The organism is Streptomyces sp. NPDC090108, from assembly GCF_044747185.1.
Taxonomy (GTDB): Bacteria; Actinomycetota; Actinomycetes; order Streptomycetales; family Streptomycetaceae; genus Streptomyces.
On the sequence record NZ_JBIVDQ010000005.1, the window covers coordinates 763,255 to 786,298 of the forward strand.

Sequence of the window (23,044 nt, forward strand, 5' to 3'; positions counted from 1 at the left end):
TCGGTAAGCAGTGCTGAGATGTGGAGCCTCGCTCCGCCGGACGGCGTCGCCGCCGTGGACTCACCGACAGCTTCCCTCTCCTGGACAAAAAAAGTTTTCGGTGCGAGGGTGGGCGCATGCTGGACGTGACCGTGATCGAGGACCCCGAGGCGGCGGCCGTATCGCTCGACCCGATACGGGCCCGGCTCCTCGCCGAACTGGCCGCCGGACCCGCGTCGGCCGCCATGCTGGCCGGCCGGGTCGGACTGCCCCGGCAGAAGGTGAACTACCACCTCAAGACGCTGGAGCGGCACGGCCTGGTCGAACTGGCGGGGGAGCGCCGCAAGGGCAATGTGACCGAGCGGCTGATGCGTGCGACCGCCGCGTCGTACGTCATCTCGCCGGCCGCCCTCGCCTCCGTGCAGCCCGACCCGGACCGCTTCCGCGACCAGCTCTCCGCGCGCTGGCTGCTCGCGGTCGGCGCCCGCCTGGTGCGGGACGTCGGCGCGCTGATCACCGGCGCCGCCAGGGCCCGCAAGCGCCTGGCGACCTACGCCCTGGACGGCGAGGTCCGCTTCGCGTCCGCCGCCGACCGCGCGGCCTTCGTGCAGGAGCTGACGGCGGGCGTGAGCGCGCTGATCCGCAAGTACGACGCCCCCGGCGCGGAGGGCGGCCGCGACCACCGCATCGTCGTCGCCCTGCATCCTTCGGTCCGCGACCGGCCCGAGCAGGTCGAGCAGCCCGAGCAGGTTGAGCAGCCCGAACGGGCCGAGGGCGCCCCGCCGGAGCGGATCGGCGGCCCACCGGAGCAGCCGGACGACGGCGCCCCACCGGAGCCGGACGCCTCGTAGTCCCCGGGAACCTGATGGGGCCCCGAGGCCCCAGGGCCCCAGGGTCCCGAGGCCCCGAGGCCCCAAGGCCCCGTGGCGCCGCCCGGCTCCCCGCCCCGGCATCCCGCAGGCCGGCACTTCACACGTCAGACTTCACACTTCGGAGCAGGAGGGACCTCATGTCCCAGGAGAAGGAATTCGAGATCGTCCGCGAGTTCGAGGTGGACGTTCCGCCCGAGAAGGTGTGGGAGGCGGTCACCACCGGAACCGGTGGCTATCTGTGGCCCATGGAGCCGCCGGAGCCGCGGGTGGGCGGCGCGGGTCCCTTCGGATCCACCGTCACCGCCTGGGACCCGCCCCGGCACTACACCAGCCGCAGCGAGGACGTGCCCTTCCCGACCCAGTCGCTCAACCAGCTCGACTACACCATCGAGCCCCGCGACGAGGGCCGCCGCGCCTGGGTGCGCTATGTGCACAGCGGCATCTTCACCGACGACTGGAACAACCAGTACGACGGCGCGAGCAAGCACACCAACTTCTATCTGCACACCCTGTGCGAGTACCTCACGCACTTCGCGCCCGCTCCGGTCGCCTTCGCCCAGGTGAACGGGCCCGCGGCGTCGGCGACCGCGGGAGGCCTCGCCGCGGCGGCCAAGGCCCTCGGCCTGGCCGACGACGCGGCCGCCGGGGCCGAGGTCGGCGTCCAGGGACCGGCGGGCCGGCCCATGGACGCCGTGCTCGACTACCGCAGCCCCTACTTCATCGGCCTGCGGACGTCCGGCGCCCTCGTCCGCTTCTTCGGGCGCGGCCACTGGGGCGCCCCGCTCGGCGTCAGCGTGCACGACTTCGCGCCGGACGCCGACGCCCGCGCGAACGAGACCGCCTGGCAGGACTGGCTGAACGGGGTGTTCGGCCGGTCCTGACAGCCGGTCGTGCCGCCGGCAGGCCCGGTCCGCAGGCTACGGGCGGAAGCGCAGCACCTGCGGGTCGTGGTCGCTGATCTGGTCGTTGAACTCCGAGTTGATGTGCACGCTGTCGTACGCGAAGTCCCCGTCGTGCCGGATCGCCGGGCTGATCAGGATCTGGTCCAGGACCTGCTCGTTGCCCTGGTAGTCGTAGGTGTAACGCTCCTTCTTCGGCAGCGACTTGATCGCCGACCAGAGCGCGTGGTCACCCTCCAGGATCTTCGCGGTGTCGGAGAAGTCGAAGTCGTTCATGTCGCCGAGCGCGATGACGTCCGCGTTCTTCTGCGCGGCCAGGATGTCCTTGACGAACGCGTTCACCTCGGTCGCCTGCGCGTGGCGCTGGACCTCGGAGCTGCGCGTCGGCGGCTGGTACTGCCCCGTCAGGGGCTGGTCGCCGCCCTTGGAGTTGAGGTGGTTGGCGATCACGAAGACCGTCCGGCCGCGGAAGACGAACTCACCGGCCAGCGGCTTGCGGCTGCTGGTCCAGGCCGCGTTCGCCGGGTCGATCCGGCCCGGCGACGCCGTCAGCTGCGCCTTGCCGTGGACCTGGGTGACGCCCACGGCCGTGGTGGAGTCGCCGCCCGCGCGGTCGGTGAAGGACACCCGCTCGGGGTTGAACAGGAAGACCTGGCGGATGTTGCCGCCGGGCTCGCCGCCGTCCTGGTCGTTGACCGGGTCGATCGAGCGCCAGTCGTACCGCGGGCCGCCCGCCGCGACGATCGCGTCGATCAGCTTGTTCACCGTCGCGCTCGCGCCGACCGTGCCGTCGTCCTTGGCGCCGTTGTCGTCCTGGATCTCCTCCAGCGACACGATGTCCGGCGACTGGAGGTTGTTCACGATCGCGGCGGCGTGCTGACCGAAGGTGGCGTCCGACGGGTCGAGGTTCTCGACGTTGTACGTCGCGACCGCCAGCTCGCGGGACGACTGCTTCCGGGTCGTCTCGCGCTCCAGGCCGCCGCTCTTCAGCGTGCCCAGCTGCCCCGCGACCAGGGTGTAGCCGCCGAACTGGTTGAAGTCCAGCGGGCCGGTGGTCGCGCCCTCCAGGGTGTCGCCGACGTTCGCCTTCGGGAAGTCGGCGGTCGCGCCCAGCGACTGGATCTGCAGACGGCCGGTGTTCTGGGAGTCGTAGGAGCCGTAGAGCGTGCCACCGCGGTGGGTGCGGTGCTCGTGCGGCTTCACCGTCACCCACAGCTCGCTGTACGGGTCGGTGGCGGTGATCACCCGGGCGTCGGCGACCTGGACGTTCATCCCTTCCAGGGACTCGTAGTAGTCCAGCGCGTAGCGCGAGGGGTCCAGCGGCAGGGCGTTGACCGAGCCGGCCGCCGCCGCGTCGCCCGCGGGGGTGTACTCGGACGGCACCGAGTGCTTGCCGATCACCGTCGGCGCCGGGACCGCGTTGCCGGTCGAGACCGTGGTGATCACCGGCTTGGTGATCTCCGTGACCGACTGGTTGCCGGTGGACGCGCCGCCCGGGACGTACTCGGAGACCGTGCCGGTCACCGTCACCGAGTCGCCGACGGCGGCCTTCGGGGTGGAGCTGGTGAAGACGAACACGCCCTCGCTGGTCGCCGGGTCGTCGTCCGGCGTCGGGTCCTGGAGCCAGAAGCCCTTGGAGGAGCCGTAGGTGCGGGTGGCCGTGACGATGCCGGGGACGTCCGTCACCTTCTGGCCCGCGAGCGGCGATATGCGAGTGGTGCCCTGGATGTCGTGGATGCGCACCGAGTCGGCGTGCGCGGGCGACGTGAGGGCGACGGCGGACGCCGCGCTGCAGACGGCGGCGACGGTGAGCGCGGCGAGACGCGCGGAAGACCTGCTCGGCAAGGGAATCCCTCCGGGGGATGTTCGTGAGCGCCGGGACGAGGGTGATGCGTGTGCGTGGGGGGCCGGTGGCCCTGAGTGACACGCGCAGAGTCGAGTGAACAGTTGTCCCCCCCACTTCTACGCGCGTCAATCTCCAGCCTGGCGTGGGGAGTTGTCAAGGTTTCGGCCATGTACGGCCGGAGGCGGCCAGATGAACCAGGCGGCATGGGTGGAAATCCGTCTAGGCTGGCCGCCGAGTCCTTTCACGGTGTCCGAGGAGAACCAGCCGATGTCAGACAGCTCCCCCCTGCCGCCCGTACGGCTGCACCCCGAAGCGGAGCTGGCGCGAGCCGCGCTGTCCACCCCGTTGCTCTCCCGCGCCGCCCGGCTGGCCCGGTGGGCGGGCCCCGAAACCCGCGTGGACGCCGGCGGCGGGCTGGCCGAGGAGCAGCTGCCCGCCGCCGCCGAACTGCTCGGGCTGACCGGGGACGACGCCGCCGCCTCGGCCAGCGAGGCCTGGCGGGTCGCGGTGGACGCCGGACTGGTCGAGATCACCGACGAGGAGGCCGGGACCGTCGCCGCGGGCGAGGAGCTGGCGCTCCTCACCGGCGGGTCCCCGCAGGACGTCCTCACGGTCTGGCTCGCCGCCCTGGAGACCGCCATCGGGGACGCGGGCGTCCCCGACCTCGACGGCCTGGTCGACGCCATGGACGAGGGCGGCGAGATCGATTTCTCGTCGCTCGACTGGGACCCCGAGGCCGAGGCCGACTTCCTCGACGGCGTCCTCGGCAACCTGTATCTGCTCACCGTCAGCGAGGACGGATCCGGTGACGGCCCGGTGCCGCTGCCCGCGCTCGCCGCCTCCATGATCGTCCCCAGCGACATGGACGAGCCGACCAACGACGTGCTGGAGCAGGTCTCCGACGCGATGATGCGGCTCGACGACCAGTTCCGGCTCCTGGAGCCCGTCGGCCTGGTGGAGTACCAGCCCGTCGACGAGGCGCTGATGGCCGACGCGGACGAGGAGCCCGCCGCGCCGGTCGACGACACCGACGTCTCCCGCTACGGCATGGTCCGCCTCACGCCCCTCGGCGCGTTCGGGCTGCGGGCCCGTCTGCTGGAGGCGGGCTTCGACGCCCCGGCCGTCGGAGAACTCGCCGACAAGGGCGCCGACGCGCTCCTCGACGCCACCGCCCGCTTCGGGCAGGCCGCCGCCCACGCCGAGACCGAGCAGTGGCTCGCCCGGCGCGAACCGCTGGCCGCGGCGCACGAGTTGCTCGCGGCCGCGCGGGGCGCCGACACCGGCGCGCCGCTGCGCAGGCTGCGCTGCCAGCAGGCCCTGTCCCTGGTCGGCGCGGAGGCCGAACCGGCGCTGCGCGAGGTCCTCGACGACCCCGAGCTGGGCGGTCTCGCCCGGGTCTGGCTGAGCGAGCGCGGCGCCGCCGATGTGCCCCCGCCCTCGCAGGACCTGGTCTTCTGGCTGACCATCGACACCGTGGCCGCCCAGCTCCAGGCGGAGGGCAACTCCGAGGAGCTCCAGGCCCTGGTGGAGGGTCTCGCCGCCCAGCACGGCGGCTTCTTCGCCGCCGCGTGGCGGGTGGAGCACCCCGACACCGCGGACGTGCTGGAGGCGATGGGACGGCTGCACCCGGACAAGCGGGTCGCCAAGGAGGCGCGCAAGGCCGCGTTCAAGGCGCGCTCGCAGCAGGCGGGCTGAGCGCGGGCCGGGATCCGGCATCCGGGCGGCAGAGGCGCCGACGGCCGGCGGCCGACGGCCGGTCGGTGGCCGGTCGGCGGGCGGCCGCCTGCACGGCCCGACGTGCGGCTCCCCGTGCGGAGGCCCATGAGGCCGGCCCGCCGCTCCGTCACCCGGAGGACCCTGCGGCCGGCCCCGCGGTCCCGCGGGGCCTCGCGTCGGCCGTGGAGCGCACCAGGCGACCGCGGCGGGCGGGTCCGGCCCGCGCTTCCCGCCCTGCGCCGCCGGTGCCCCCGGCCCGGGGCCCGGGCGGCGCAGCGCAGGCCCGGGGCGCCGGTGAGCGTGCCCGGCCGGTCCGCGCGGCGCCCCGCAGGCGTTACAGCGCCTGTGCGCCCGGTTCCTTCATGTTCCGTACCGTGCGGGCCTTCACGAAGTCGCCGAGGGCCGTCATGTCCCACTCGCCGGAGTACTGGCGGACCAGCTTGGCCATCATCACGCCGGTCTGCGGTTCGGCGTGGGTGAGGTCGAAGCGGACCAGTTCCTCGCCCGTGGCCGCGTCCAGCAGGCGGCAGTAGGCCTTGGCGACCTCGGTGAACTTCTGGCCGGAGAAGGAATTCACGGTGAAGACCAGGCCGGTGACGTCCTGGGGGATCTGCCCGAGGTCGACCGTGATCACCTCGTCGTCGCCGCCGCCCTCGCCGGTGAGGTTGTCGCCGGAGTGTCTGATCGCGCCGTTCAGGATGGTCAGCTTGCCGAAGTAGCAGCTGTCGACGTGGTTGCGCTGAGGGCCGTAGGCGATGACCGAGGCGTCCAGGTCGATGTCCTTGCCGCGGAACGCCGGCTCCCAGCCCAGGCCCATCCTGACCTGGGAGAGCAGCGGACGCCCGCCCTTGACCAGGGACACCGTCTGGTTCTTCTGCAGGCTGACCCGGCCCTTGTCGAGGTTGATCTTCCCGGCGCCGGGCGCGGGGGCCGCCGGGGCCGGGGGAGCGGCCGGGGCCTGCGGGGCCGCCGGAGCCTGCGCGACGGGCGGCGCGGCCGGCGGGGGAGGGGCGACCGGCTGCCGGGGCGGGGCGGCCGGGGCGGCGGGGGCCGCGGGCTCCTCCACCGACACGCCGAAGTCGGTTGCGATGCCCGCGAGTCCGTCGGCGTACCCCTGGCCGACGGCGCGGACCTTCCACTGGCCGCCGCGGCGGTAGATCTCGACGACCACCAGCGCGGTCTCGGTGCCGAGCTGCGGCGGGGTGAACGTGGCCAGCTCCGCGCCGCCGTCCGCGTCACGGACGGTGGCCGTCGGCTCGATGCCCTGGAAGGTCTGGCCGGCCGCGTCCGGGCTGGCCGTGACCACGATCTTCTCGATGTCCGGCGGCACGGCACCCGTGTCGACCGTGATCGCGTCGGGCGCCGTGCCCCCGCCGGACCGGTACGTCACGCCCGGTCCCGCGGGCTGGTTGTAGAAGATGAAGTCGTCGTCGGAGCGCACCTTGCCGTCGGCGGTGAGCAGCAGGCCCGACACGTCGAGCCGCACCGGGGCGGTGACGTCCACCGTCACCCGGGCGACCGGCAGAGGGGTGTTCGAGCCAGGGGTCATAGCTGTCATGCCGGGTGAACGAACGACATCACTTTGCCGTTCCCTTACCCGCGGCCCGCCCCCCGATCGGCCCAGAGCCCGGTCTGCCGGAGCCCGGTCTGCCGGCGCCCAGGTCTGCCAGAGCCCTGATCGGCCCAGCGCCCCCGGCCCGGCTCAGGGCACGACGACGATCTTGCGGCCCACCCCCGCCGCGAACTGCTCCAGCGCCTGCGGGTACCGCTCCAGCGGGACGCGGTCGCTGATGAACACCTCCGGGTCGAGCACCCCGTTCGCGAACAGGTCGGCGGCCCGCTCGAAGCTGTGCAGCACCGCCATCGAACCGGTGATGGTGATCTCCTGGTTGTAGATGCGGTACGGGTCGATGGTCACCCGCGTCGCGTAGTCGGCGACGCCGAACTGCAGGAACGTGCCCGCCTTCGCCACCCGGCCCAGACCGTCCTGGATGGCGGCCGCGTTGCCGGTCGCGTCGATGACGACGTCCCAGCCCCGCGGGCGCTCCAGCTCGTCGGCGTTCTCCGCCGCGCCCGAGACACCGAGCCGCCGGGCGGTCTCCAGCCGGGCCGCGTTGATGTCGACCACGTCCACGTTCGCCGCCCCGGTGCGCTTGGCGAGCTCCAGCATCATCAGCCCCATGGTCCCGGAGCCGTAGATCAGGACGTTGGCGCCGAGACGGGAGTTGAGGACGTCGTAGCCGCGCACCGCGCAGGACAGCGGCTCGATGAGGGCCGCGTCCTCGGTGCGCACGTGCTCGGGCAGCTTCACGCAGTTGGCCACGGGGGCCACCGCGAACTGCGCGGCGCCGCCGGCCGTGGTCACGCCGATCGCGGCCCACCGCTCGCACATGTTGTTGTGGCCGTCGCGGCAGAACCGGCACTCGTAGCAGTACAGCGAGGGGTCCACGGCGACCCGGTCGCCGACCGCGACCTCGGTGACCTGGGTGCCCACCCCGACCACCTCGCCCGCGAACTCGTGCCCGGGGACGATCGGCAGCTTCGGGGCGAACTCGCCCTGGAGGATGTGCAGATCGGTGCCGCACAGGCCGCAGGCGGCCACCTCGACGACCACCTCGCGCGGGCCCGGGGTCGGGTCGGGGACCTCGGTGACGACGGCACGGCCCACGGACTCGATGACGGCGGCCTTCATTTCACGGCTCCAAGCGACAGGCCCTGGACCAGCTTGTCCTGGGCGGTGAACCCGGCGGCGAGCACCGGCAGGGAGATGACGAGCGAGGCGGCGCACACCTTGGCCAGGAACAGGCCCTGGCTGGTGATGAACCCGGTCAGGAAGACGGGGGCGGTCTCGGCGACCACGCCCGTCAGGACCCGGGCGAACAGCAGCTCGTTCCAGCTGAAGATGAAGCAGATCAGCGCCGTCGCCGCGATGCCCGGCAGGGCGATCGGCGCCACCACGCGGCCGAGGACCGTGGGCAGCCTGGCGCCGTCGATCTGCGCCGCCTCGATGATCGCCACCGGCACCTCGGCGAGGAAGGACTGCATCATCCACACCGCGATCGGCAGGTTCATGGACGTGTAGAGCACGACCAGCGCCCAGATGTTGTCCAGCAGCCCGGCGTCCTTGGCGAAGAGGTAGATCGGCAGCAGGCCCGCCACGGCCGGCAGCATCTTGGTGGACAGGAAGAAGAACAGGACGTCCGTCCACTTCTTCACCGGCCGGATCGACAGCGCGTACGCGGCCGGCAGCGCCAGCAGCAGCGTCAGCACGGTCGAGGCCACCGACGCCGTGGTCGAGTTGATCAGCGAGGGCCAGGGGCTCGCGCCGCCGTTCAGGCCGAAGAACTCGCGGTAGCTGTCCAGGGTGAGCGGGGCGGTGAGGGAGGGCGGGTTGGTCGCCGCGTCCGTTTCGGAGTGGAAGGACGTCAGGGCCATCCACAGCAGGGGCAGCACGAACAGGACGCCCGCCAGCCAGGCGGCCACCGACAGCACGGTGCCCTTCAGGCCGGGTCCGGAACGGGACGGGCGGGCCGGGGTCGCGGTCCGGCGCGTGGCGGACGCGGGGGAGGAGGGGGAGTCGACGGCCGTCGTCATGCGCGGGACACCTCCTCACGGAACAGGGACGACACGACGCGCAGAGCGAAGGTCGCGAGGACGATCGAGCCGATGACGACGAGGACGCCCGCGGCGGACGCGAGGCCGTTCTCGTGCGCCTGGTAGAAGGTCTGGTAGACGGTGTACGGCAGGTTCGCGGTGCCCAGACCACCGGAGGTGATCGTGAACACGGCGTCGAAGTTCTGCACGATGTAGATGGAACCGAGCAGCACGCCGAGTTCCAGGTAACGCCGCATGTGCGGCAGGGTGATGTGCACGAACACCTGCCAGTCGCCGGCGCCGTCCATCCGCGCCGCCTCGATGAGTTCGGGGTCGCGGCTCTGCAGGCCGGCCAGCAGGATCAGCATCATGAACGGCGTCCACTGCCAGACCAGCGAGGCGGCGACGGCCGTCAGCGGCATCTCGGAGATCCAGTCCGGCTGCGGCGCGCCGTTCCCGCCGAGCCAGTGCAGTACGCCGTTGAAGAGGCCGTACTCGGGGTTGAACAGCACGTGCTTCCACAGCAGGGCCGCCGCGACCGGCACCAGCAGGAACGGGGCGATGAGCATGGTGCGTACGACGCCCCGGCCGCGGAAGCGGCGGTCCAGCAGCAGCGCCAGCACCAGTCCGAGCGCCACGCTGACCAGGACCACGGACGCGGTCAGCAGTACGGTCGTCCACATCGACTGGCGCAGCTCGGGGGTGCTGAGCACATCGGCGTAGTTGGACAGGCCGGTGAAGTGGCGGTCGTCGGGGTAGAGGGCGTTCCACTTGAAGAAGGAGATCACCAGGGTCGCCACGAACGGCAGCTGCGTCACGACGACCATGAAGACCAGCGCGGGCAGCAGCGGGGCCCGGGTGGCCCAGGCGCGCACGCGGTTCGAGGGCCGGGCCCCCGGCCGCGCCGGGGCGGCGGCGACCGGGGCCGATGTCGTCACGGTCATGATCCCTCGTACTTCTTGCCGACGGTCTCGGCGTACTGCTGCGACTTCTTCAGCGCGCTGTCCACGGACTCGCGGCCCGCGATCGCGCTGCTGATCTCCTGGGCGACCTTGGTGCCGAGGTCGGTGAACTCGGGGATGCCGACGAACTGGATGCCGGGCGCGGGCCGGGGCTGCACGCCCGGGTCCTGCGGCCGCGCGTCCGCGATGGCGTCACGGGTGACGTCCGCGAAGGCGCCCGCCTCCTTGGTGTACTCCGGGATGTCGTAGGTCGAGGCGCGCTTGCCCGCGGGCACGTTCGCCCAGCCCGCCGTCTTGCCGACGAGGTTCTCGTAGCCCTTGCCGGACGCCCACGAGATGAACTTCCAGGCGTCGTCGGGGTGCTTGGAGGCCTTCTGGACGCCCCAGGCCCAGGTGTAGAGCCAGCCGGAGCTCTTCGTCCGGTCGACCGGGGCCGGCGCGTATCCGATCTTGCCCTTGACCGGGGAGCCGGCCGCCTCCAGCGAGCCCGCGCCGGCCGTGGCGTCGTACCACATGGCCGTCTTGCCCTGGGTCATGTTGTTCAGGCACTCGGCGTAGCCGGACTGGGCCGCGCCGGACTCGCCGTGCTTGTGGATCAGGTCGACGTAGAACTGGACGGCCTTCTTGAACTCCGGGGAGTCCAGCCGCGCCTTCCAGTCCTTGTCGAACCACGTGCCGCCGAAGGTGTTGACGACCGTGGTCAGCGGCGCGATCACCTCGCCCCAGCCGGGCAGGCCGCGCAGGCAGATGCCCTTCATCCCGGACTCGGCGCCGTCCGTCTTCGCGGCGATGTCCGCGACCTGCTTCCAGGTCGGGTGGGCCGGCATCTTCAGGCCCTTCTTCTCCAGCACGTCCTTGCGGTACATCAGGAAGGAGGACTCGCCGTAGAACGGCTCGCCGTAGAGCTTGCCGTCGGCTCCCGTCAGCGCCTGCCGCATCGGGGGGAGGATGTCCTGCTGGTCGAAGCCGCTGTCGCCCTTGACGTAGGAGTCGACGTCGTGGAGCCAGCCGTTCTTCGCGTAGATCGGGATCTCGTAGTTGCTGAGGGTCGCGACGTCGTACTGGCCCGCCTGGTTGGCGAAGTCCTGGCTGATCTTGTCTCTGACATCGTTTTCCGGCAGCACGGTGAAGTTCACCTTGATGCCGGTCTCCTTGGTGAAGTGCGCGGCGGTGAGCTTCTGGAGCTCCACCATCTGCGGGTTGTTCACCATCAGGACGTTGACGGAGTGGGCGGACGATCCGCCTCCGCCCGCGCCGCCCGCGCCCGCGCAGCCGGTGAGCAGGGGGCTGACGAGCGTTCCCGCGGCGGCCGCGGCGAGGAGGACGCGTGGCGTTCGTCGGCTCTGGGTTCGCATGGAAGGGGTACTCCTGATCGCTGATGGTCCCGGCAAGCGGAAGGGGTGGGTGAGGGGGTGGAGCGAGCGGTGCCCGGGTAGGCGGGACCGGCCGTGCGGCTCGCCGGAGGTACGGCGGACGGCCGGGCGGTGCGGTGGTGCGTGGGCGGTGCGGTGGGCCGCGGGGGATCCGGCGGGGTGGTCAGACCCGGATGACCTGCGGGCCCTGGAGCGAGTAGCGGTGAGCCTCGGCGGCCGGGAGCAGCGTGCTGGTGACGATGGCCTCCAGGTCGCCGGTCTCGGCGAACCGGCAGAAGCTCACCGCCCCGAACTTGGTGTGCGTCCCCGCGAAGATCCTGCGGCGCGAGGCCCGTACCGCCTGGGCCTTGACCTCGCTGACCGCGGGGTCCGGGGTGGTCAGCCCGTGGTCGCGGGAGATGCCGTTGGCGCCGATGTACGCCAGGTCGATGACGAATCCGGCGAGCATCCTGGTCGTCCAGTGGTCGACGGTGGCCAGCGTGCCGGCGCGGACCCGGCCGCCCAGCAGCAGCACCGTCGTGTTCTCGGCCTCCGCGAGCGCCCCGGCGGTGGCCAGGGAGGCGGTGACCACCGTCAGCGGGCGGTCGCGGGGCAGCGCCTCGGCGATGAGCTGCGGGGTGAAGCCCTCGTCGACGAAGACGGTCTCGGCGTCACCGAGCAGTTCGGCCGCGGCGGCCGCGATCCGGCGCTTCTCGGGGACATGGCTGGTGGCACGGAAGGCGAGGGTGGTCTCGAAGCCGGCGCTCTCCACGGGGTAGGCCCCGCCGTGCGTGCGGCGTACCAGCCCGTGGTCCTCCAGGGCGCGCAGATCGCGTCGTACCGTCTCCTTGGCCACGCCCAGTTCCGCGGCGAGCCTGGTGACGTCGACCGACCCCGTGCCGCGGGCGGCCTTGACGATCTCGCGCTGTCGTTCCTCCGCGGTCATCGCCGTCATCGCCGACCACCTCCCTGCCTTGCTGTGCGTCGCCCTGCTGTGCCCGTTCGGGCCCGGTGAGGCCCTCGGGGGAAAGTTCTACAGCGCGTGTGCGGCGGTGACCAGGCCTGTTGCGTGCCCGATGGTGCCCGCATGTGCCCGATCGGTTCTGCTCGTGCCCGCCTCGGACCTGCGCGGCTGTGCGCGGGGACGTGGGATCGGGCAGCGCGGGTGCCCGAACAGGGGGGCGGGCGGGCCCGTTTGCTGCCCGCCCGCCGTGGAGGACGATCATTTTCGGCCTGCTCGGGGCCGTTCGGCGCGGTGTTCGCGCGGCGCTGGTCGCGCCGGATGCGGGTGCCGGATGCGGATGCCGGGGGGGGGTGCCGGATGCGGGCCCGCCGGGGCGGATCAGTACGGCCAGATCGGCGGGTCGTTCACGAAGTGGCCGCCCAGGTGGCCGTGGGCGGGGTTCTCCGGGTCCAGCTCGCCCTGCTCGGCGATCAGGCGGGCGGCGTACGGCTCGGAGTCGTCGCGGGGTTCGTAGCCGAGCGCCCGGGCGGACGACAGGTCCCACCACAGCCGGGTGTTGGCGGAGGAGCCGTGGACGACCGTGTGGCCGACCTCCCCGGCGGTCAGCGCCGCGTGGAAGAGACGGGCGCCGTCGGCGGGGCTCATCCACAGCGAGAGCATGCGCACACTCGTGGGCTCGGGGAAGCAGGAGCCGATGCGCACGGAGACCGTCTCCAGTCCGTGCCGGTCCCAGTAGAGCTGCGCGAGGTCCTCGCCGAAGGACTTGGACAGACCGTAGAAGGTGTCCGGGCGGCGCGGGGTGTCCACCGGTATCAGGTCGCCGGGGGCGACGGCCGCGGTGGAGCCGGGGCCGGCCGGCCGCGGGGCCGGGGTGTAGCCGACGGCGTGGTTGGAGGAGGCGAAGACGATCCGGGGCACGCCCTCGCGGCGGGCGGCCTCGTAGAGGTTGTACGTGCCCTCGATGTTCGCCTTGAGGATCTTCTCGAAGGGCGCCTCCAGGGAGATGCCCGCGAGGTGCAGGACCGCGTCCACGCCCCGCACCGCCTCGCGCAGCGCCTCCTTGTCGGCGAGGTCCGCGGTGACGGCGTCCGGCTCGCCCTCCACGGGGCGCGCGTCGAACAGGCGCAGCGTGTAGCCGTACGCGGGCAGCAGGGACCGCATGAGGGTGCCGAGGCCGCCGGCGGCGCCGGTGAGCAGCAGCGTGCGGGGAGCGGGCATCCTCGGTCTCCTTGAGGTCCTCGAAGTCCTTTGTGGGACTTGGTCCGACGGCCGCGTGCATGGACGTGATTCACATGCGTGGACACGCTAGAGAGGGGTCCGGCGTGCGGTCAAGGGGGTCCCGGGCTGCTGTGGAGTGCGGAAATCCGCTCCCCGGTGGGCAGTTCGCCCGCTTGACCGCCCTCGTGGGCGGCCCTTAGCGTGAGGGTGTTCAGAGATATGGACACCGATCAGATGCGTGCACCTGTGGTACGCACCGACAGGGAGCGCCCGTGACGTCAGCCCCTCTCGCCGCCCGGCTCAGCGATCCCCGCGGGCCGCTGTTCTTCCCCGTCACCGCCTACGGCCCCGACGGCTCGGTCGACCTCGACGTCTACCGCGCCCATGTGCGCCGGGGCGTCGACGACGGAGCCGCCGCCGTGTTCGCCGCCTGCGGCACCGGCGAGTTCCACGCGCTGCTCCCGGAGGAGTTCGAGGCCTGCGTCCGGGCCGCTGTCGAGGCGGCCGGGGGCCGGGTCCCGGTGATCGCGGGCGCCGGGTACGGCACCGCGCTCGCCGTCCGCTACGCGCGCCTCGCCGAACGGGCGGGCGCCGACGGGCTCCTCGCCATGCCGCCGTACCTCGTCGTCGCCGGACAGGAGGGCCTGCTGCGGCACTACCGCGAGATCGCCGCCGCGACCGCCCTGCCGGTGATCGTCTACCAGCGCGACAACGCCGTCCTCACCCCGCCGGCCGTCGCCGCGCTCGCCCGCACCGAGGGCGTCATCGGCCTCAAGGACGGTGTCGGCGACCTGGACCTGATGCAGCGGATCGTCAGCGCCGTGCGCACCGAGGGCGCGGGGGAGTTCCTGTACTTCAACGGGCTGCCCACCGCCGAGCAGACCCAGCTCGCCTACCGCGCCCTCGGCATCACCCTGTACTCCTCCGCCGTGTTCTGCTTCGCCCCCGGGATCGCCCTGGCCTTCCACCGGGCGCTGGAGTCGGGCGACCGGGCCACCGCGGACCGCCTGCTGGACGGCTTCTACCGTCCCTTCGTCGAACTGCGCGCGCAGGGACAGGGATACGCCGTCTCCCTCGTCAAGGCGGGCGTACGGCTGCGCGGTCTGGACGTCGGCGAGGTCCGGCCCCCGCTGCACGAGCCCGCGGAGGACCACGTCAAGCAGCTCGCCCGGCTGATCGAACGCGGCCACGCGCTGCTGGAGGCGGGTGCGTGAAGGCGTCGGCGTTCGTCTACCCCTGGGACGTCGACGGGGACCCCGCCGCCCCGGATCTGATCGCCGGACTCGGCGTGGCACAGGTGACCCTCGCCGCCGCCTACCACTCCACCCGCGCCCTGACCCCGCGCCACCCCCGCCACCGGGTCGTCACCGCCGAGTACGCGGCCGCCCTCTACCCGCCCGACGGCCGCTGGGCGGGCCGGGCCCTGCGCCCGTACCCTGCGGGCCGCTGGGCCCCCGGCGACGCGTGGGGGCGGGCCGCCGAGGCGCTCGGCGCGGCCGGTCTGGAGGTGCACAGCTGGGTGGTCCTCGCGCACAGCTCCCGCCTGGGCGCTGAACACCCGGACACCTCCGTCGTCAACGCCTACGGCGACCGCTACCCGTGGGCGCCCTGCATCGCCCAGCCCGCCACGCGCGCGTACCTGACCGCGCTGGCCGCCGAGGCCGCCGTACGGCCGGGTGCGCGGGGCACCGAACTGGAGTCCCTCGGCTGGTACGGGCTGCGGCACCTGCACGCCCACGACAAGACCGCCGGGGTCGCCCTCGGGGAGGCCGGGCAGTACCTGATGTCCCTGTGCTTCTGCCCCGACTGCCGCGCCGGCTACGGCGGACGGGGCCTGGACCCCGACGCGCTCGCGGCCGCCGTACGGACCGCCCTGGAGCCGTTGTGGCGCGGCGCTCCGGACGACGGGGGCTGGGCGGCGGTGGGCGGGCTCCTCGGGGAGGACACCGCGTCGGCCACGCGCGCGTGGCGGGAGGAGACCGCCCGCACCCTCCAGGAGGCGGCCGTCGCCGCCGTGCGCGCCGCCGCGCCCGAGGGCTTCCAGGTGCTGCTGCACGCGGACCCGGTGCCGTACCACTGCGGCGCCGACGCCGGGGTCGACCCGGCCCACATCCTGTCCGTCGCCGACGGCGTGGTCGTCCCGTGCGCGGGCGGCACGTCCCTGCTGGCGCCCTTCGCCGCACAGGCGCGGGCGGGGGCGGGGGCGGCGGGACGGGCTGAGCGGGAGGGGCGGTCCGGGCGGGAGGGGCGGCCTGAGTCGGAGGGGCTGCCTGAGGGGGAGAGGCTGCCTGAGGGGGAGCGGCGGCCGGTCCGCGCGGCCCCGGTCCTCGCGGCGAACTTCCCGGTGGTCGCCGGCCTGGGCGGCAGCCCCGGCACCCTCGCGGCGGACGCGGCCCGCGCGCGTGCGGAAGGGGCGACGGAACTGCGCCTGTACCACGCCGGACTGGCGTCGGACGCCGACCTGTCCGCGGTCCGCGACGCCCTGTCCGCACGCTGAGCGAGGAGACGGGCGGGACCAGGGGCGGGCAGGGCCAGCGGAGGAGGTACGGGGAAGGAGGTACGGGGGAGGAGGTACGGGACGGCGGTGGCGGGCCGGGCGTGGGCCGGTGAGGGGGCTTCCGATGAGTTCCCGTGCCCGGAACGGTCACTCGTGGGTACGGATGTCACCCCCGCACCCGGCCACGGATGCCCCACGCGCAAGGAGCACGGCATGACCCACCCCGTCTTCGATCTCGGTGCCCAGGCCCGCGTCCTCTCGCGGCTCGCCGACCAGGTGACCGACGAGCGGCTGGCGTACCCCACACCGTGCCCGGACTACTCGGTGCGCGAACTGCTGGCCCACCTGAGCGGGCTGGCCGTCGCCTTCGGGGACGCCGCCCGCAAGGATCTCGGACCGACGACCGACACCAGCCCGCAGGCGGGTCTTCCTCAGCTCGCCCCCGACTGGCGCGAGCGGCTGGCCGGGGCGCTGGACGGGCTGGCCGAGGCCTGGCGCGACCCGGAGGCGTGGACCGGCATGACCCGCGCGGGCGGGGTGGACCTGCCCGGCGCCGTCGCCGGCGCGGTCGTCGCCGACGAACTGGTGATCCACGGCTGGGACCTGGCCCGCGCCCTCGGCGTGCCCTACGAGCCCGACCCCGCCGCCGTCGAGGCGGCCCTCGGCTTCCTCGCCGCCGCGGCGGGCGGCCTCGACCGGGAGAACGGCCCCTTCGGCCCCGTCGTACCGGTCCCGGCCGACGCCCTGCCCCTGGACCGCGCGGTCGGCCTGAGCGGCCGCGACCCCCAATGGCGCCCCTAGGTCTCCGCACGTTCCGCGACGCCCCCAGGGGGTGAACCGCGGTCCGTCCCGCCCGGACCCGGCGGGTTCCCGCGCGTCTTCCGCCGGCGGCATTGACGAAACGCGGGCCCCCTCCTAACTTCGACGCGTCGCGCCTCATACGCCATACGCGATACGCCATACGTCATATACGAGGCGCGGTGGACGAGTTCACGGCCGCGAGCCCGCGCGGCCGTGTCACCGGGAGGCGTCCGTGACCGCTGTGCCCAGCCCCAGGCCCACCCCCGTTCCCGCCCCGATCCCCCCTCCCGCCCCGGACCCGGTCCCGTCCCGCACCCAGTACGTGCTGGACGCGATCAGGCACCGCATCCTCACCGGCACGCTGACGCCCGGACAGCCGCTCGTCGAGACCGAACTGGCCGCGTTCTTCGGGGTGTCCAAGACCCCGGTGCGCGAGGCGCTGAAGACCCTCGCCGGCACCGGACTCGTCGTGATGAGCCAGTACAAGGGCGTCACCGTGCGCACGGTGGACGCCGTGACGGCGCGCGAGGTCCACGACGTACGGCTGCTGCTGGAGCCGGAGGCCCTGCGCCGCACGGTCGCGCGCCGCGCCGCTCTCGACGCCGCGGAGGACGCGCTGGACCGCGCGGACGCCGCGGGCACGACCGCCGAACGGGCCCTCGCCAACCGGGCGTTCCACCGTGCCCTGTACCTGCCGTGCGGCAATCCGCTGCTGGCCCGGATGCTCGACGACGTCCGCGACCAGGCCGCCCTCGTCGCCGCCGTGGCCTGGGCGGCCGACCCCTCCTGGGAGCGGGAGGCGGCCGAGCACCGGGAGATCCTCCGCCTCGCGCGGGGCGGCGACGCGGCCGGCGCGGCGGACGCCCTGCACGCCCACATCACCTCGTTCACCCGGCGGGCCTTCCCCGCCTCGTGCCCGCAGGAGCGGGAGCAGGAGCAGCAACAGCAACTGGAGCAGGAACAGCAAGAGAAGCAGGGACAGGGAGGGGAACAGTGAGCAGTCCGGAGTTCGCGGCCCAGCGGGCCGCCCTGGCCGACGTGGTGGCCATCCCCGTGACCCCCTTCGCCGAGGACGGCTCGGTCGACCGGGACGCCTTCCGGGCCCTGCTGCGCCGCCTGCTCGACGCCGGGATCAGGACCCTCACCCCGGGCGGCAACACGGGCGAGTTCCACTCCCTCGCCCCCGGGGAGCGCCGCCTGGTCGTCGAGCTGACCGTGGACGAGGCGGGGGACCGCGCCACCGTCCTGGCCGGCGTCGGCCACGACCTGCCCACCGCCGTCGCCTCCGCGCGGCACGCCGAGGCCCTCGGCGCCCGGATGGTCATGGTCCACCAGCCCGTCCACCCGTACGTCTCCGAGGCCGGCTGGGTCGCCTACCACCGGGCCGTCGCCGAGGCCGTGCCCGGTCTCGGGGTGGTCCCCTACGTGCGCGACGCCCGCCTGCCCGGCGCCCGCCTCGCCGAACTGGCGGACGGCTGCCCGAACGTCATCGGCGTCAAGTACGCCGTCCCGGACGCCGCGCGCTTCGCGGCCTTCGCCCGGGACGCCGGCCTGGAGCGGTTCGTGTGGGTGGCGGGCCTCGCCGAGACCTACGCGCCCGCCTACTTCGGCGCGGGCGCCACCGGGTTCACCTCCGGACTCGTCAACGTCGCCCCCGCGCTGTCGTTGACCATGCTGGAGGCGCTGCGGGCCGGTGACCACCCGGCCGCCATGCGGGTGTGGGAGCGGATCCGCCGCTTCGAGGAACTGCGGGCCGCCCACGGCTCGGCGGACAACGTCGCCGTCGTCAAGGAGGCGCTCGCCGTCCTCGGCCTGTGCCGGGCCGACGTCCGCCCGCCGAGCACACCGCCGGACGGGGAGGCACGGGCCGAGGTCGCCGCGATCGTCGCCGGCTGGTCGCGGTGAAGCGGCCGGAGGAGCTGCGCAGCCACCAGTGGTACGGCACCGGGGGCCTGCGCTCCTTCAGTCACCGCGCCCGCACCCGCCAGCTCGGCTACCTGCCCGAGGAGCACCTCGGCAAGCCGGTCGTCGCCGTCCTCAACACCTGGTCGGACATCAACCCCTGCCATGTGCACCTGCGCGAGCGCGCCCAGGCCGTCAAGCGCGGGGTGTGGCAGGCGGGCGGCTTCCCGCTGGAGTTCCCGGTCGCCACCCTGAGCGAGACCTTCCAGAAGCCGACCCCCATGCTCTACCGCAACCTCCTCGCGATGGAGACCGAGGAACTGCTGCGGTCCTACCCCGTCGACGGCGCGGTGCTCATGGGCGGCTGCGACAAGACCACGCCCGCCCTGCTGATGGGCGCCGCGTCCGCCGGGCTGCCCGCCGTGTTCGTGCCCGCGGGGCCCATGCTGCCCGGCCACTGGCGCGGCGAGGTCCTCGGCTCCGGCACCGACATGTGGAAGTACTGGGACGACCGGCGGGCCGGACTCATCGGCGACTGCGAGATCGCCGAACTGGAGAGCGGCCTGGCCCGCTCGCCCGGCCACTGCATGACCATGGGCACCGCGTCCACGCTCACCGCGGCGGCCGAGGCGCTCGGCATGACCGTGCCCGGCGCCTCCTCCATCCCGGCCGTGGACTCCGGGCACGAGCGGATGGCCGCCCGGGCGGGCCGGACGGCCGTCGAACTGGTCCACCGGGACCTCGGGCCGCGCGACATCCTCACCCGGGAGGCCTTCGAGGACGCCGTCACCACCGTCCTCGGCCTCGGCGGCTCCACCAACGCCGTGATCCACCTGATCGCGATGGCCGGCCGGGCCGGAGTGCCCCTGAGCCTGGACGACTTCGACCGCATCGCCCGCACGGTCCCCGTCCTCGCCGACGTCCGCCCCGGCGGACAGAAGTACCTCATGGAGGACTTCCACTTCGCGGGCGGCCTGCCCGGCTTCCTCTCCCGCATCCCCGACCTGCTCCACCTGGACCGGCCCACGGTCGCCCACGACACCCTGCGCGAACAGCTCGCCGGTGCCCGGGTGCACCACGACGGCGTCATCCGGCCACGGGACAACCCCCTCGCGCCCGAGGGCGGGGTCGCGGTGCTGCGCGGCAACCTCTGCCCGGACGGCGCCGTCATCAAGCACATCGCCGCCGAGCCCCGGCTGCTCCGGCACACCGGCCCCGCCGTCGTCTTCGACGACTACCGCGTCATGCAGCGCACCATCGACGACCCCGCGCTCGGCATCACCGCGGACAGCGTCCTGGTGCTCCGCAACGCCGGTCCCCGGGGCGGTCCCGGCATGCCCGAGTACGGCATGCTCCCCATCCCCGCCCATCTGCTGGAACAGGGCGTACGGGACATGGTCCGCGTCTCCGACGCCCGGATGAGCGGGACGAGTTACGGCACCTGCGTGCTGCACGTCGCCCCCGAGTCGTACGTCGGCGGCCCGCTCGCGATGGTCCGCACCGGCGACCTCATCACCCTGGACGTGGCCGCCCGCAGGCTCCATCTCCACGTGGAGGAGGCGGAGCTGGCGCGCAGGACGGCGGGATGGACCCCGCCGCCCGCCCGGTACACGCGCGGCTACGGCGCGCTCTACGAGGAGCAGATCAGCCAGGCCGACACGGGCTGCGACTTCGCGTTCCTGTCCCGGCCGGGGCAGGTGCCCGACCCGTACGCGGGCTGACGTCCCGGCCGGTGCCGCTGTTTCCCGATTCCGGCCGTACTGCGGGGGAGTTGGCGCATATCGATCGGGTAACACCCCGTGCGCTCCCGGTGTGATGCGCGTAGACAGTGCGTGGCCTGATCCTCTGCCTTCAGGTCATGTCACGTATCGTCAGATTCCTGCAGATCCGGAGATTCCATGCGGAAGTCCCTCAGAGCGGCCGCCGTCGGTGCCGCCTGTGTCGTCGCCGGTTCGGCGCTGTACGGCGCCGGCGCGGCCACCGCCGGCCAGTCGACGGCGAACTCGACCCACGAGCCGTACAACATCGGGGTCCTGGTGAAGGACATCGACGCCTACTACGGCACGGCCGCCGACAGTGCCGGCGTGTACCAGGCGTCCCCGGACAGCCCGTACGCCAAGGACCTGGCGCGGATCGACTCCGATGCCCGCGGGTACATCGACCGGGCGGCCCGCAAGGCCCACCGGCACGGGAAGAAGCCGGCCGTCGTCTTCGACATCGACGACACGCTGCTGCTCAGCCTCGACTACGAGAAGCGCTACAACTACACGTACAACCCCACGACGTGGAACGACTACGTCAACCGGGCGGACCGCCCGGCCGTGTTCGGCAGCCCCGAGCTGGTCCGGTACGCCCAGTCCAAGGGCGTCGAGGTCTTCTACAACTCCGGTCTCAGCGAGGACCAGCGCGCCGGCGCCGTCGCCAACCTGAAGAAGGTCGGTGCCGACGTGAACCTCGACGCCGCGCACATGTTCCTCAAGAACAAGGCCAACCCGCCCGCCTACCTGAGCGGTTGCGCCACCCCGGGCACCTGGACCTGCACCACCGTGCAGTACAAGGGCGGCACCCGCGGGCACATCGAGGACGACCTCGGCTACGACATCATCGCCAACTTCGGCGACCAGTACTCGGACCTGGACGGCGGCCACGCCGACCGGACCTACAAGCTGCCGAACCCGACGTACTTCGTCTCCTGACGCGCCCCGGCCCTCGTCACCGGCGATTCTCCGCCGGGGCGGGGGCCGGTCCGCGTGCCGCGGCCGATTCCGTAACACGACGGGAACCTGAGACCGCCCTTCCGGGGGAACAATCCAGCCAGCATCCGCGCACAACAGCCTGTTGATGATGAGGAGTTGGTGTCGGTCATGGCCCAGACACAGAAGGCGGACCAGCGGTCCGACGCCGCGCCGCCCCCGGGCGGCAACGGCGTCGACCGGTACTTCAGAATCTCCGAACGGGGATCGACCTTCGGCCGGGAGATACGCGGCGGCTTCGCCACGTTCTTCACCATGGCCTACATCCTCGTCCTGAACCCGATCATCCTGGGCAGCGCCAAGGACAAGTTCGGGCACTCCCTCGACACCGGCCAGCTCGTCACCGCCACCGCGCTGGTGGCCTGTGTGATGACGGTCGTCATGGGCGTCGGCGGCAACCTCCCGCTCGCCATCGCCGCCGGGCTCGGCCTGAACGCCGTCGTCGCCTTCCAGCTGGCCCCGCTGATGAGCTGGCCCGACGCGATGGGCCTGGTCGTCGTGGAGGGCCTGCTCATCTGCCTGCTGGTGCTCACCGGGCTCCGCAAGGCGATCATGGACGCGATCCCGCAGCAGCTGAAACAGGCCATCGGCGTCGGTATCGGCCTGTTCATCGCCTTCATCGGCTTCGTGGACGCCGGCTTCGTCAGCCGTGTCCCCGACGCCGCGCACACCACCGTGCCCGTGCAGCTCGGCGCCGACGGCCGGCTGACCGGCTGGCCCGTGCTGGTGTTCTGCCTCGGCGTGCTGCTGACCGTCGCGCTGCTCGCCCGCAAGGTGAAGGGCGCGATCCTCATCAGCATCGTCGCGACGACGGTGGTCGCGATCGTGATCGACGCCGTCGCGGACATCAAGAGCTGGGGGCTGACCACGCCGAAGCTGCCCGACAGGATCGTCGCGACCCCCGACTTCGGGCTCGTCGGTCACTTCAGCCTGTTCGGCGGCTTCGCCGAGGTGGGCTTCCTCACCGCCGTGCTGCTCGTCTTCACCCTCGTCCTGTCCGACTTCTTCGACGCCATGGGCACCATCGTCGGCGTCAGCGCGGAGGCCGGGCTGCTGGACGAGCGGGGGCAGGTGCCGGGCATCGGCCGCGTCCTGTTCATCGACGGCGCCGCGGCCGTCGCCGGCGGCGTCGGCTCGGCCTCCTCCAGCACCGCCTACATCGAGTCCGCCGCGGGCGTCGGCGAGGGGGCCCGCACCGGCTTCGCCAACCTGGTCACCGGCGGGCTCTTCGGCCTCGCGCTCTTCCTCACCCCGCTGCTCACCATCGTCCCGCTCCAGGCGGCGGCGCCCGCGCTGATCGCGGTGGGCTTTTTGATGATGAGCCACGTCAAGCACATCGACTGGGACCGGTACGAGATCGCCGTCCCGGCGTTCCTCACCATCGCCGTGATGCCGTTCACCTACTCGATCACCGACGGCATCGGCGCGGGCTTCGTGTCCTACGTGGTCCTCAAGGCGGTGCTGGGCAGGGCCAGGGAGGTCAACTGGCTGCTGTGGGCGGTCTCCGCGCTGTTCGTGGTCTACTTCGCGATCGACCCGGTGGAGCAGCTGCTGGGAGTGAAGTAGCCGTCCGGCGCGGGGGGGGGGGGGCGGGGGGCCGCCCCCCCCCCCCCCCCCCGGGCGGGGCCGTTAGGGCGGCGGGCAAACACCGCCGTGGGGCCCGGCGGGCCCCCACCGTTGCGCCGGGCG

At 73.0% G+C, this 23,044-nt stretch carries 19 protein-coding genes; 11 read left to right on the top strand and 8 right to left on the bottom strand.

Going from position 1 to position 23,044, the window contains the following annotated elements; translation table 11 throughout:
• Positions 1 to 116 precede the first annotated feature (116 nt).
• Positions 117 to 830 (top strand): ArsR/SmtB family transcription factor, encoded by a 714-nt coding sequence (locus tag ACIPRD_RS21590; RefSeq protein ID WP_401565098.1) that lies wholly within the window; start codon positions 117 to 119, stop codon positions 828 to 830.
• Positions 831 to 988: 158 nt separating this feature from the next.
• On the top strand, positions 989 to 1,732 hold the full coding sequence (locus ACIPRD_RS21595) for an SRPBCC domain-containing protein (RefSeq protein ID WP_401565101.1): 744 nt from the start codon (positions 989 to 991) through the stop codon (positions 1,730 to 1,732).
• Between the two features lie 36 nt (positions 1,733 to 1,768).
• Here ACIPRD_RS21595 and ACIPRD_RS21600 read toward each other — a convergent pair whose 3' ends face one another.
• The gene (locus ACIPRD_RS21600) at positions 1,769 to 3,595 is read right to left on the bottom strand and encodes an endonuclease/exonuclease/phosphatase family protein (protein ID WP_356398872.1); all 1,827 of its coding nucleotides are present in this window, start codon (positions 3,593 to 3,595) and stop codon (positions 1,769 to 1,771) included.
• A gap of 268 nt (positions 3,596 to 3,863) precedes the next feature.
• Between ACIPRD_RS21600 and ACIPRD_RS21605 the strand changes: the two genes are divergently transcribed.
• Positions 3,864 to 5,291 carry a hypothetical protein gene (locus ACIPRD_RS21605; protein ID WP_356398874.1) on the top strand — a complete coding sequence of 476 codons (1,428 nt, stop codon included), beginning with the start codon at positions 3,864 to 3,866 and terminating at the stop codon, positions 5,289 to 5,291.
• Between the two features lie 355 nt (positions 5,292 to 5,646).
• Here ACIPRD_RS21605 and ACIPRD_RS21610 read toward each other — a convergent pair whose 3' ends face one another.
• The 7 genes from ACIPRD_RS21610 to ACIPRD_RS21640 all read right to left on the bottom strand — a co-directional run bounded on the left by ACIPRD_RS21610 (position 5,647) and on the right by ACIPRD_RS21640 (position 13,402).
• Positions 5,647 to 6,861 carry a TerD family protein gene (locus tag ACIPRD_RS21610; protein ID WP_401565104.1) on the bottom strand — a complete coding sequence of 405 codons (1,215 nt, stop codon included), beginning with the start codon at positions 6,859 to 6,861 and terminating at the stop codon, positions 5,647 to 5,649.
• Between the two features lie 153 nt (positions 6,862 to 7,014).
• Positions 7,015 to 8,004, bottom strand: a complete 990-nt coding sequence (locus ACIPRD_RS21615; protein WP_356398878.1) for a zinc-dependent alcohol dehydrogenase family protein — start codon at positions 8,002 to 8,004, stop codon at positions 7,015 to 7,017.
• Positions 8,001 to 8,906, bottom strand: coding sequence for a carbohydrate ABC transporter permease (locus ACIPRD_RS21620; RefSeq protein ID WP_356398880.1), 906 nt, complete (start codon positions 8,904 to 8,906; stop codon positions 8,001 to 8,003). The genes ACIPRD_RS21615 and ACIPRD_RS21620 overlap by 4 nt, the downstream gene beginning before the upstream one ends.
• Complete coding sequence (locus ACIPRD_RS21625) at positions 8,903 to 9,850, bottom strand: sugar ABC transporter permease (RefSeq protein WP_356398882.1); 948 nt, start codon at positions 9,848 to 9,850, stop codon at positions 8,903 to 8,905. The genes ACIPRD_RS21620 and ACIPRD_RS21625 overlap by 4 nt, the downstream gene beginning before the upstream one ends.
• On the bottom strand, positions 9,847 to 11,223 hold the full coding sequence (locus ACIPRD_RS21630; protein ID WP_401565109.1) for an ABC transporter substrate-binding protein: 1,377 nt from the start codon (positions 11,221 to 11,223) through the stop codon (positions 9,847 to 9,849). The genes ACIPRD_RS21625 and ACIPRD_RS21630 overlap by 4 nt, the downstream gene beginning before the upstream one ends.
• Before the next feature lie 181 nt (positions 11,224 to 11,404).
• Entirely contained in the window at positions 11,405 to 12,175 is a 771-nt protein-coding gene (locus ACIPRD_RS21635; RefSeq protein WP_356398886.1) for a DeoR/GlpR family DNA-binding transcription regulator, read from the bottom strand.
• 387 nt (positions 12,176 to 12,562) lie between these two features.
• On the bottom strand, positions 12,563 to 13,402 hold the full coding sequence (locus ACIPRD_RS21640) for an NAD(P)-dependent oxidoreductase (protein ID WP_356398888.1): 840 nt from the start codon (positions 13,400 to 13,402) through the stop codon (positions 12,563 to 12,565).
• 272 nt (positions 13,403 to 13,674) lie between these two features.
• On the opposite strand from ACIPRD_RS21640, the gene ACIPRD_RS21645 reads away from it, so the two are divergent.
• The 8 genes from ACIPRD_RS21645 to ACIPRD_RS21680 all read left to right on the top strand — a co-directional run bounded on the left by ACIPRD_RS21645 (position 13,675) and on the right by ACIPRD_RS21680 (position 22,921).
• On the top strand, positions 13,675 to 14,616 hold the full coding sequence (locus ACIPRD_RS21645) for a 5-dehydro-4-deoxyglucarate dehydratase (RefSeq protein ID WP_356398890.1): 942 nt from the start codon (positions 13,675 to 13,677) through the stop codon (positions 14,614 to 14,616).
• Entirely contained in the window at positions 14,613 to 15,899 is a 1,287-nt protein-coding gene (locus tag ACIPRD_RS21650; RefSeq protein WP_401565114.1) for a hypothetical protein, read from the top strand. The genes ACIPRD_RS21645 and ACIPRD_RS21650 overlap by 4 nt, the downstream gene beginning before the upstream one ends.
• A 213-nt stretch (positions 15,900 to 16,112) precedes the next feature.
• Positions 16,113 to 16,700 carry a TIGR03086 family metal-binding protein gene (locus ACIPRD_RS21655; RefSeq protein WP_356398894.1) on the top strand — a complete coding sequence of 196 codons (588 nt, stop codon included), beginning with the start codon at positions 16,113 to 16,115 and terminating at the stop codon, positions 16,698 to 16,700.
• Positions 16,701 to 16,941: 241 nt separating this feature from the next.
• Entirely contained in the window at positions 16,942 to 17,697 is a 756-nt protein-coding gene (locus ACIPRD_RS21660) for a GntR family transcriptional regulator (protein WP_401565185.1), read from the top strand.
• Positions 17,694 to 18,605 (top strand): dihydrodipicolinate synthase family protein, encoded by a 912-nt coding sequence (locus ACIPRD_RS21665; RefSeq protein ID WP_401565118.1) that lies wholly within the window; start codon positions 17,694 to 17,696, stop codon positions 18,603 to 18,605. Before ACIPRD_RS21660 ends, ACIPRD_RS21665 begins: the two co-directional genes overlap by 4 nt.
• Positions 18,602 to 20,323 carry an L-arabinonate dehydratase gene (gene araD / locus ACIPRD_RS21670; protein WP_401565121.1) on the top strand — a complete coding sequence of 574 codons (1,722 nt, stop codon included), beginning with the start codon at positions 18,602 to 18,604 and terminating at the stop codon, positions 20,321 to 20,323. The genes ACIPRD_RS21665 and araD overlap by 4 nt, the downstream gene beginning before the upstream one ends.
• Positions 20,324 to 20,500: 177 nt before the next feature.
• Positions 20,501 to 21,298, top strand: a complete 798-nt coding sequence (locus ACIPRD_RS21675) for an HAD family acid phosphatase (protein WP_401565123.1) — start codon at positions 20,501 to 20,503, stop codon at positions 21,296 to 21,298.
• 168 nt (positions 21,299 to 21,466) lie between these two features.
• Positions 21,467 to 22,921 carry an NCS2 family permease gene (locus ACIPRD_RS21680; protein ID WP_401565126.1) on the top strand — a complete coding sequence of 485 codons (1,455 nt, stop codon included), beginning with the start codon at positions 21,467 to 21,469 and terminating at the stop codon, positions 22,919 to 22,921.
• The last annotated feature ends 123 nt before the right edge of the window (positions 22,922 to 23,044 follow it).

Bases quoted from the DNA above. Each gene is read 5' to 3' on its own strand.
- ACIPRD_RS21590 (WP_401565098.1), top strand. From the start codon at position 117: ATGCTGGACGTGACCGTGATCGAGGACCCCGAGGCGGCGGCCGTATCG.
- ACIPRD_RS21595 (WP_401565101.1), top strand. From the start codon at position 989: ATGTCCCAGGAGAAGGAATTCGAGATCGTCCGCGAGTTCGAGGTGGAC.
- ACIPRD_RS21605 (WP_356398874.1), top strand. From the start codon at position 3,864: ATGTCAGACAGCTCCCCCCTGCCGCCCGTACGGCTGCACCCCGAAGCG.
- ACIPRD_RS21610 (WP_401565104.1), bottom strand. From the start codon at position 6,861: ATGACCCCTGGCTCGAACACCCCTCTGCCGGTCGCCCGGGTGACGGTG.
- ACIPRD_RS21615 (WP_356398878.1), bottom strand. From the start codon at position 8,004: ATGAAGGCCGCCGTCATCGAGTCCGTGGGCCGTGCCGTCGTCACCGAG.
- ACIPRD_RS21620 (WP_356398880.1), bottom strand. From the start codon at position 8,906: ATGACGACGGCCGTCGACTCCCCCTCCTCCCCCGCGTCCGCCACGCGC.
- ACIPRD_RS21625 (WP_356398882.1), bottom strand. From the start codon at position 9,850: ATGACCGTGACGACATCGGCCCCGGTCGCCGCCGCCCCGGCGCGGCCG.
- ACIPRD_RS21630 (WP_401565109.1), bottom strand. From the start codon at position 11,223: ATGCGAACCCAGAGCCGACGAACGCCACGCGTCCTCCTCGCCGCGGCC.
- ACIPRD_RS21635 (WP_356398886.1), bottom strand. From the start codon at position 12,175: ATGACGGCGATGACCGCGGAGGAACGACAGCGCGAGATCGTCAAGGCC.
- ACIPRD_RS21640 (WP_356398888.1), bottom strand. From the start codon at position 13,402: ATGCCCGCTCCCCGCACGCTGCTGCTCACCGGCGCCGCCGGCGGCCTC.
- ACIPRD_RS21655 (WP_356398894.1), top strand. From the start codon at position 16,113: ATGACCCACCCCGTCTTCGATCTCGGTGCCCAGGCCCGCGTCCTCTCG.
- ACIPRD_RS21675 (WP_401565123.1), top strand. From the start codon at position 20,501: ATGCGGAAGTCCCTCAGAGCGGCCGCCGTCGGTGCCGCCTGTGTCGTC.
- ACIPRD_RS21680 (WP_401565126.1), top strand. From the start codon at position 21,467: ATGGCCCAGACACAGAAGGCGGACCAGCGGTCCGACGCCGCGCCGCCC.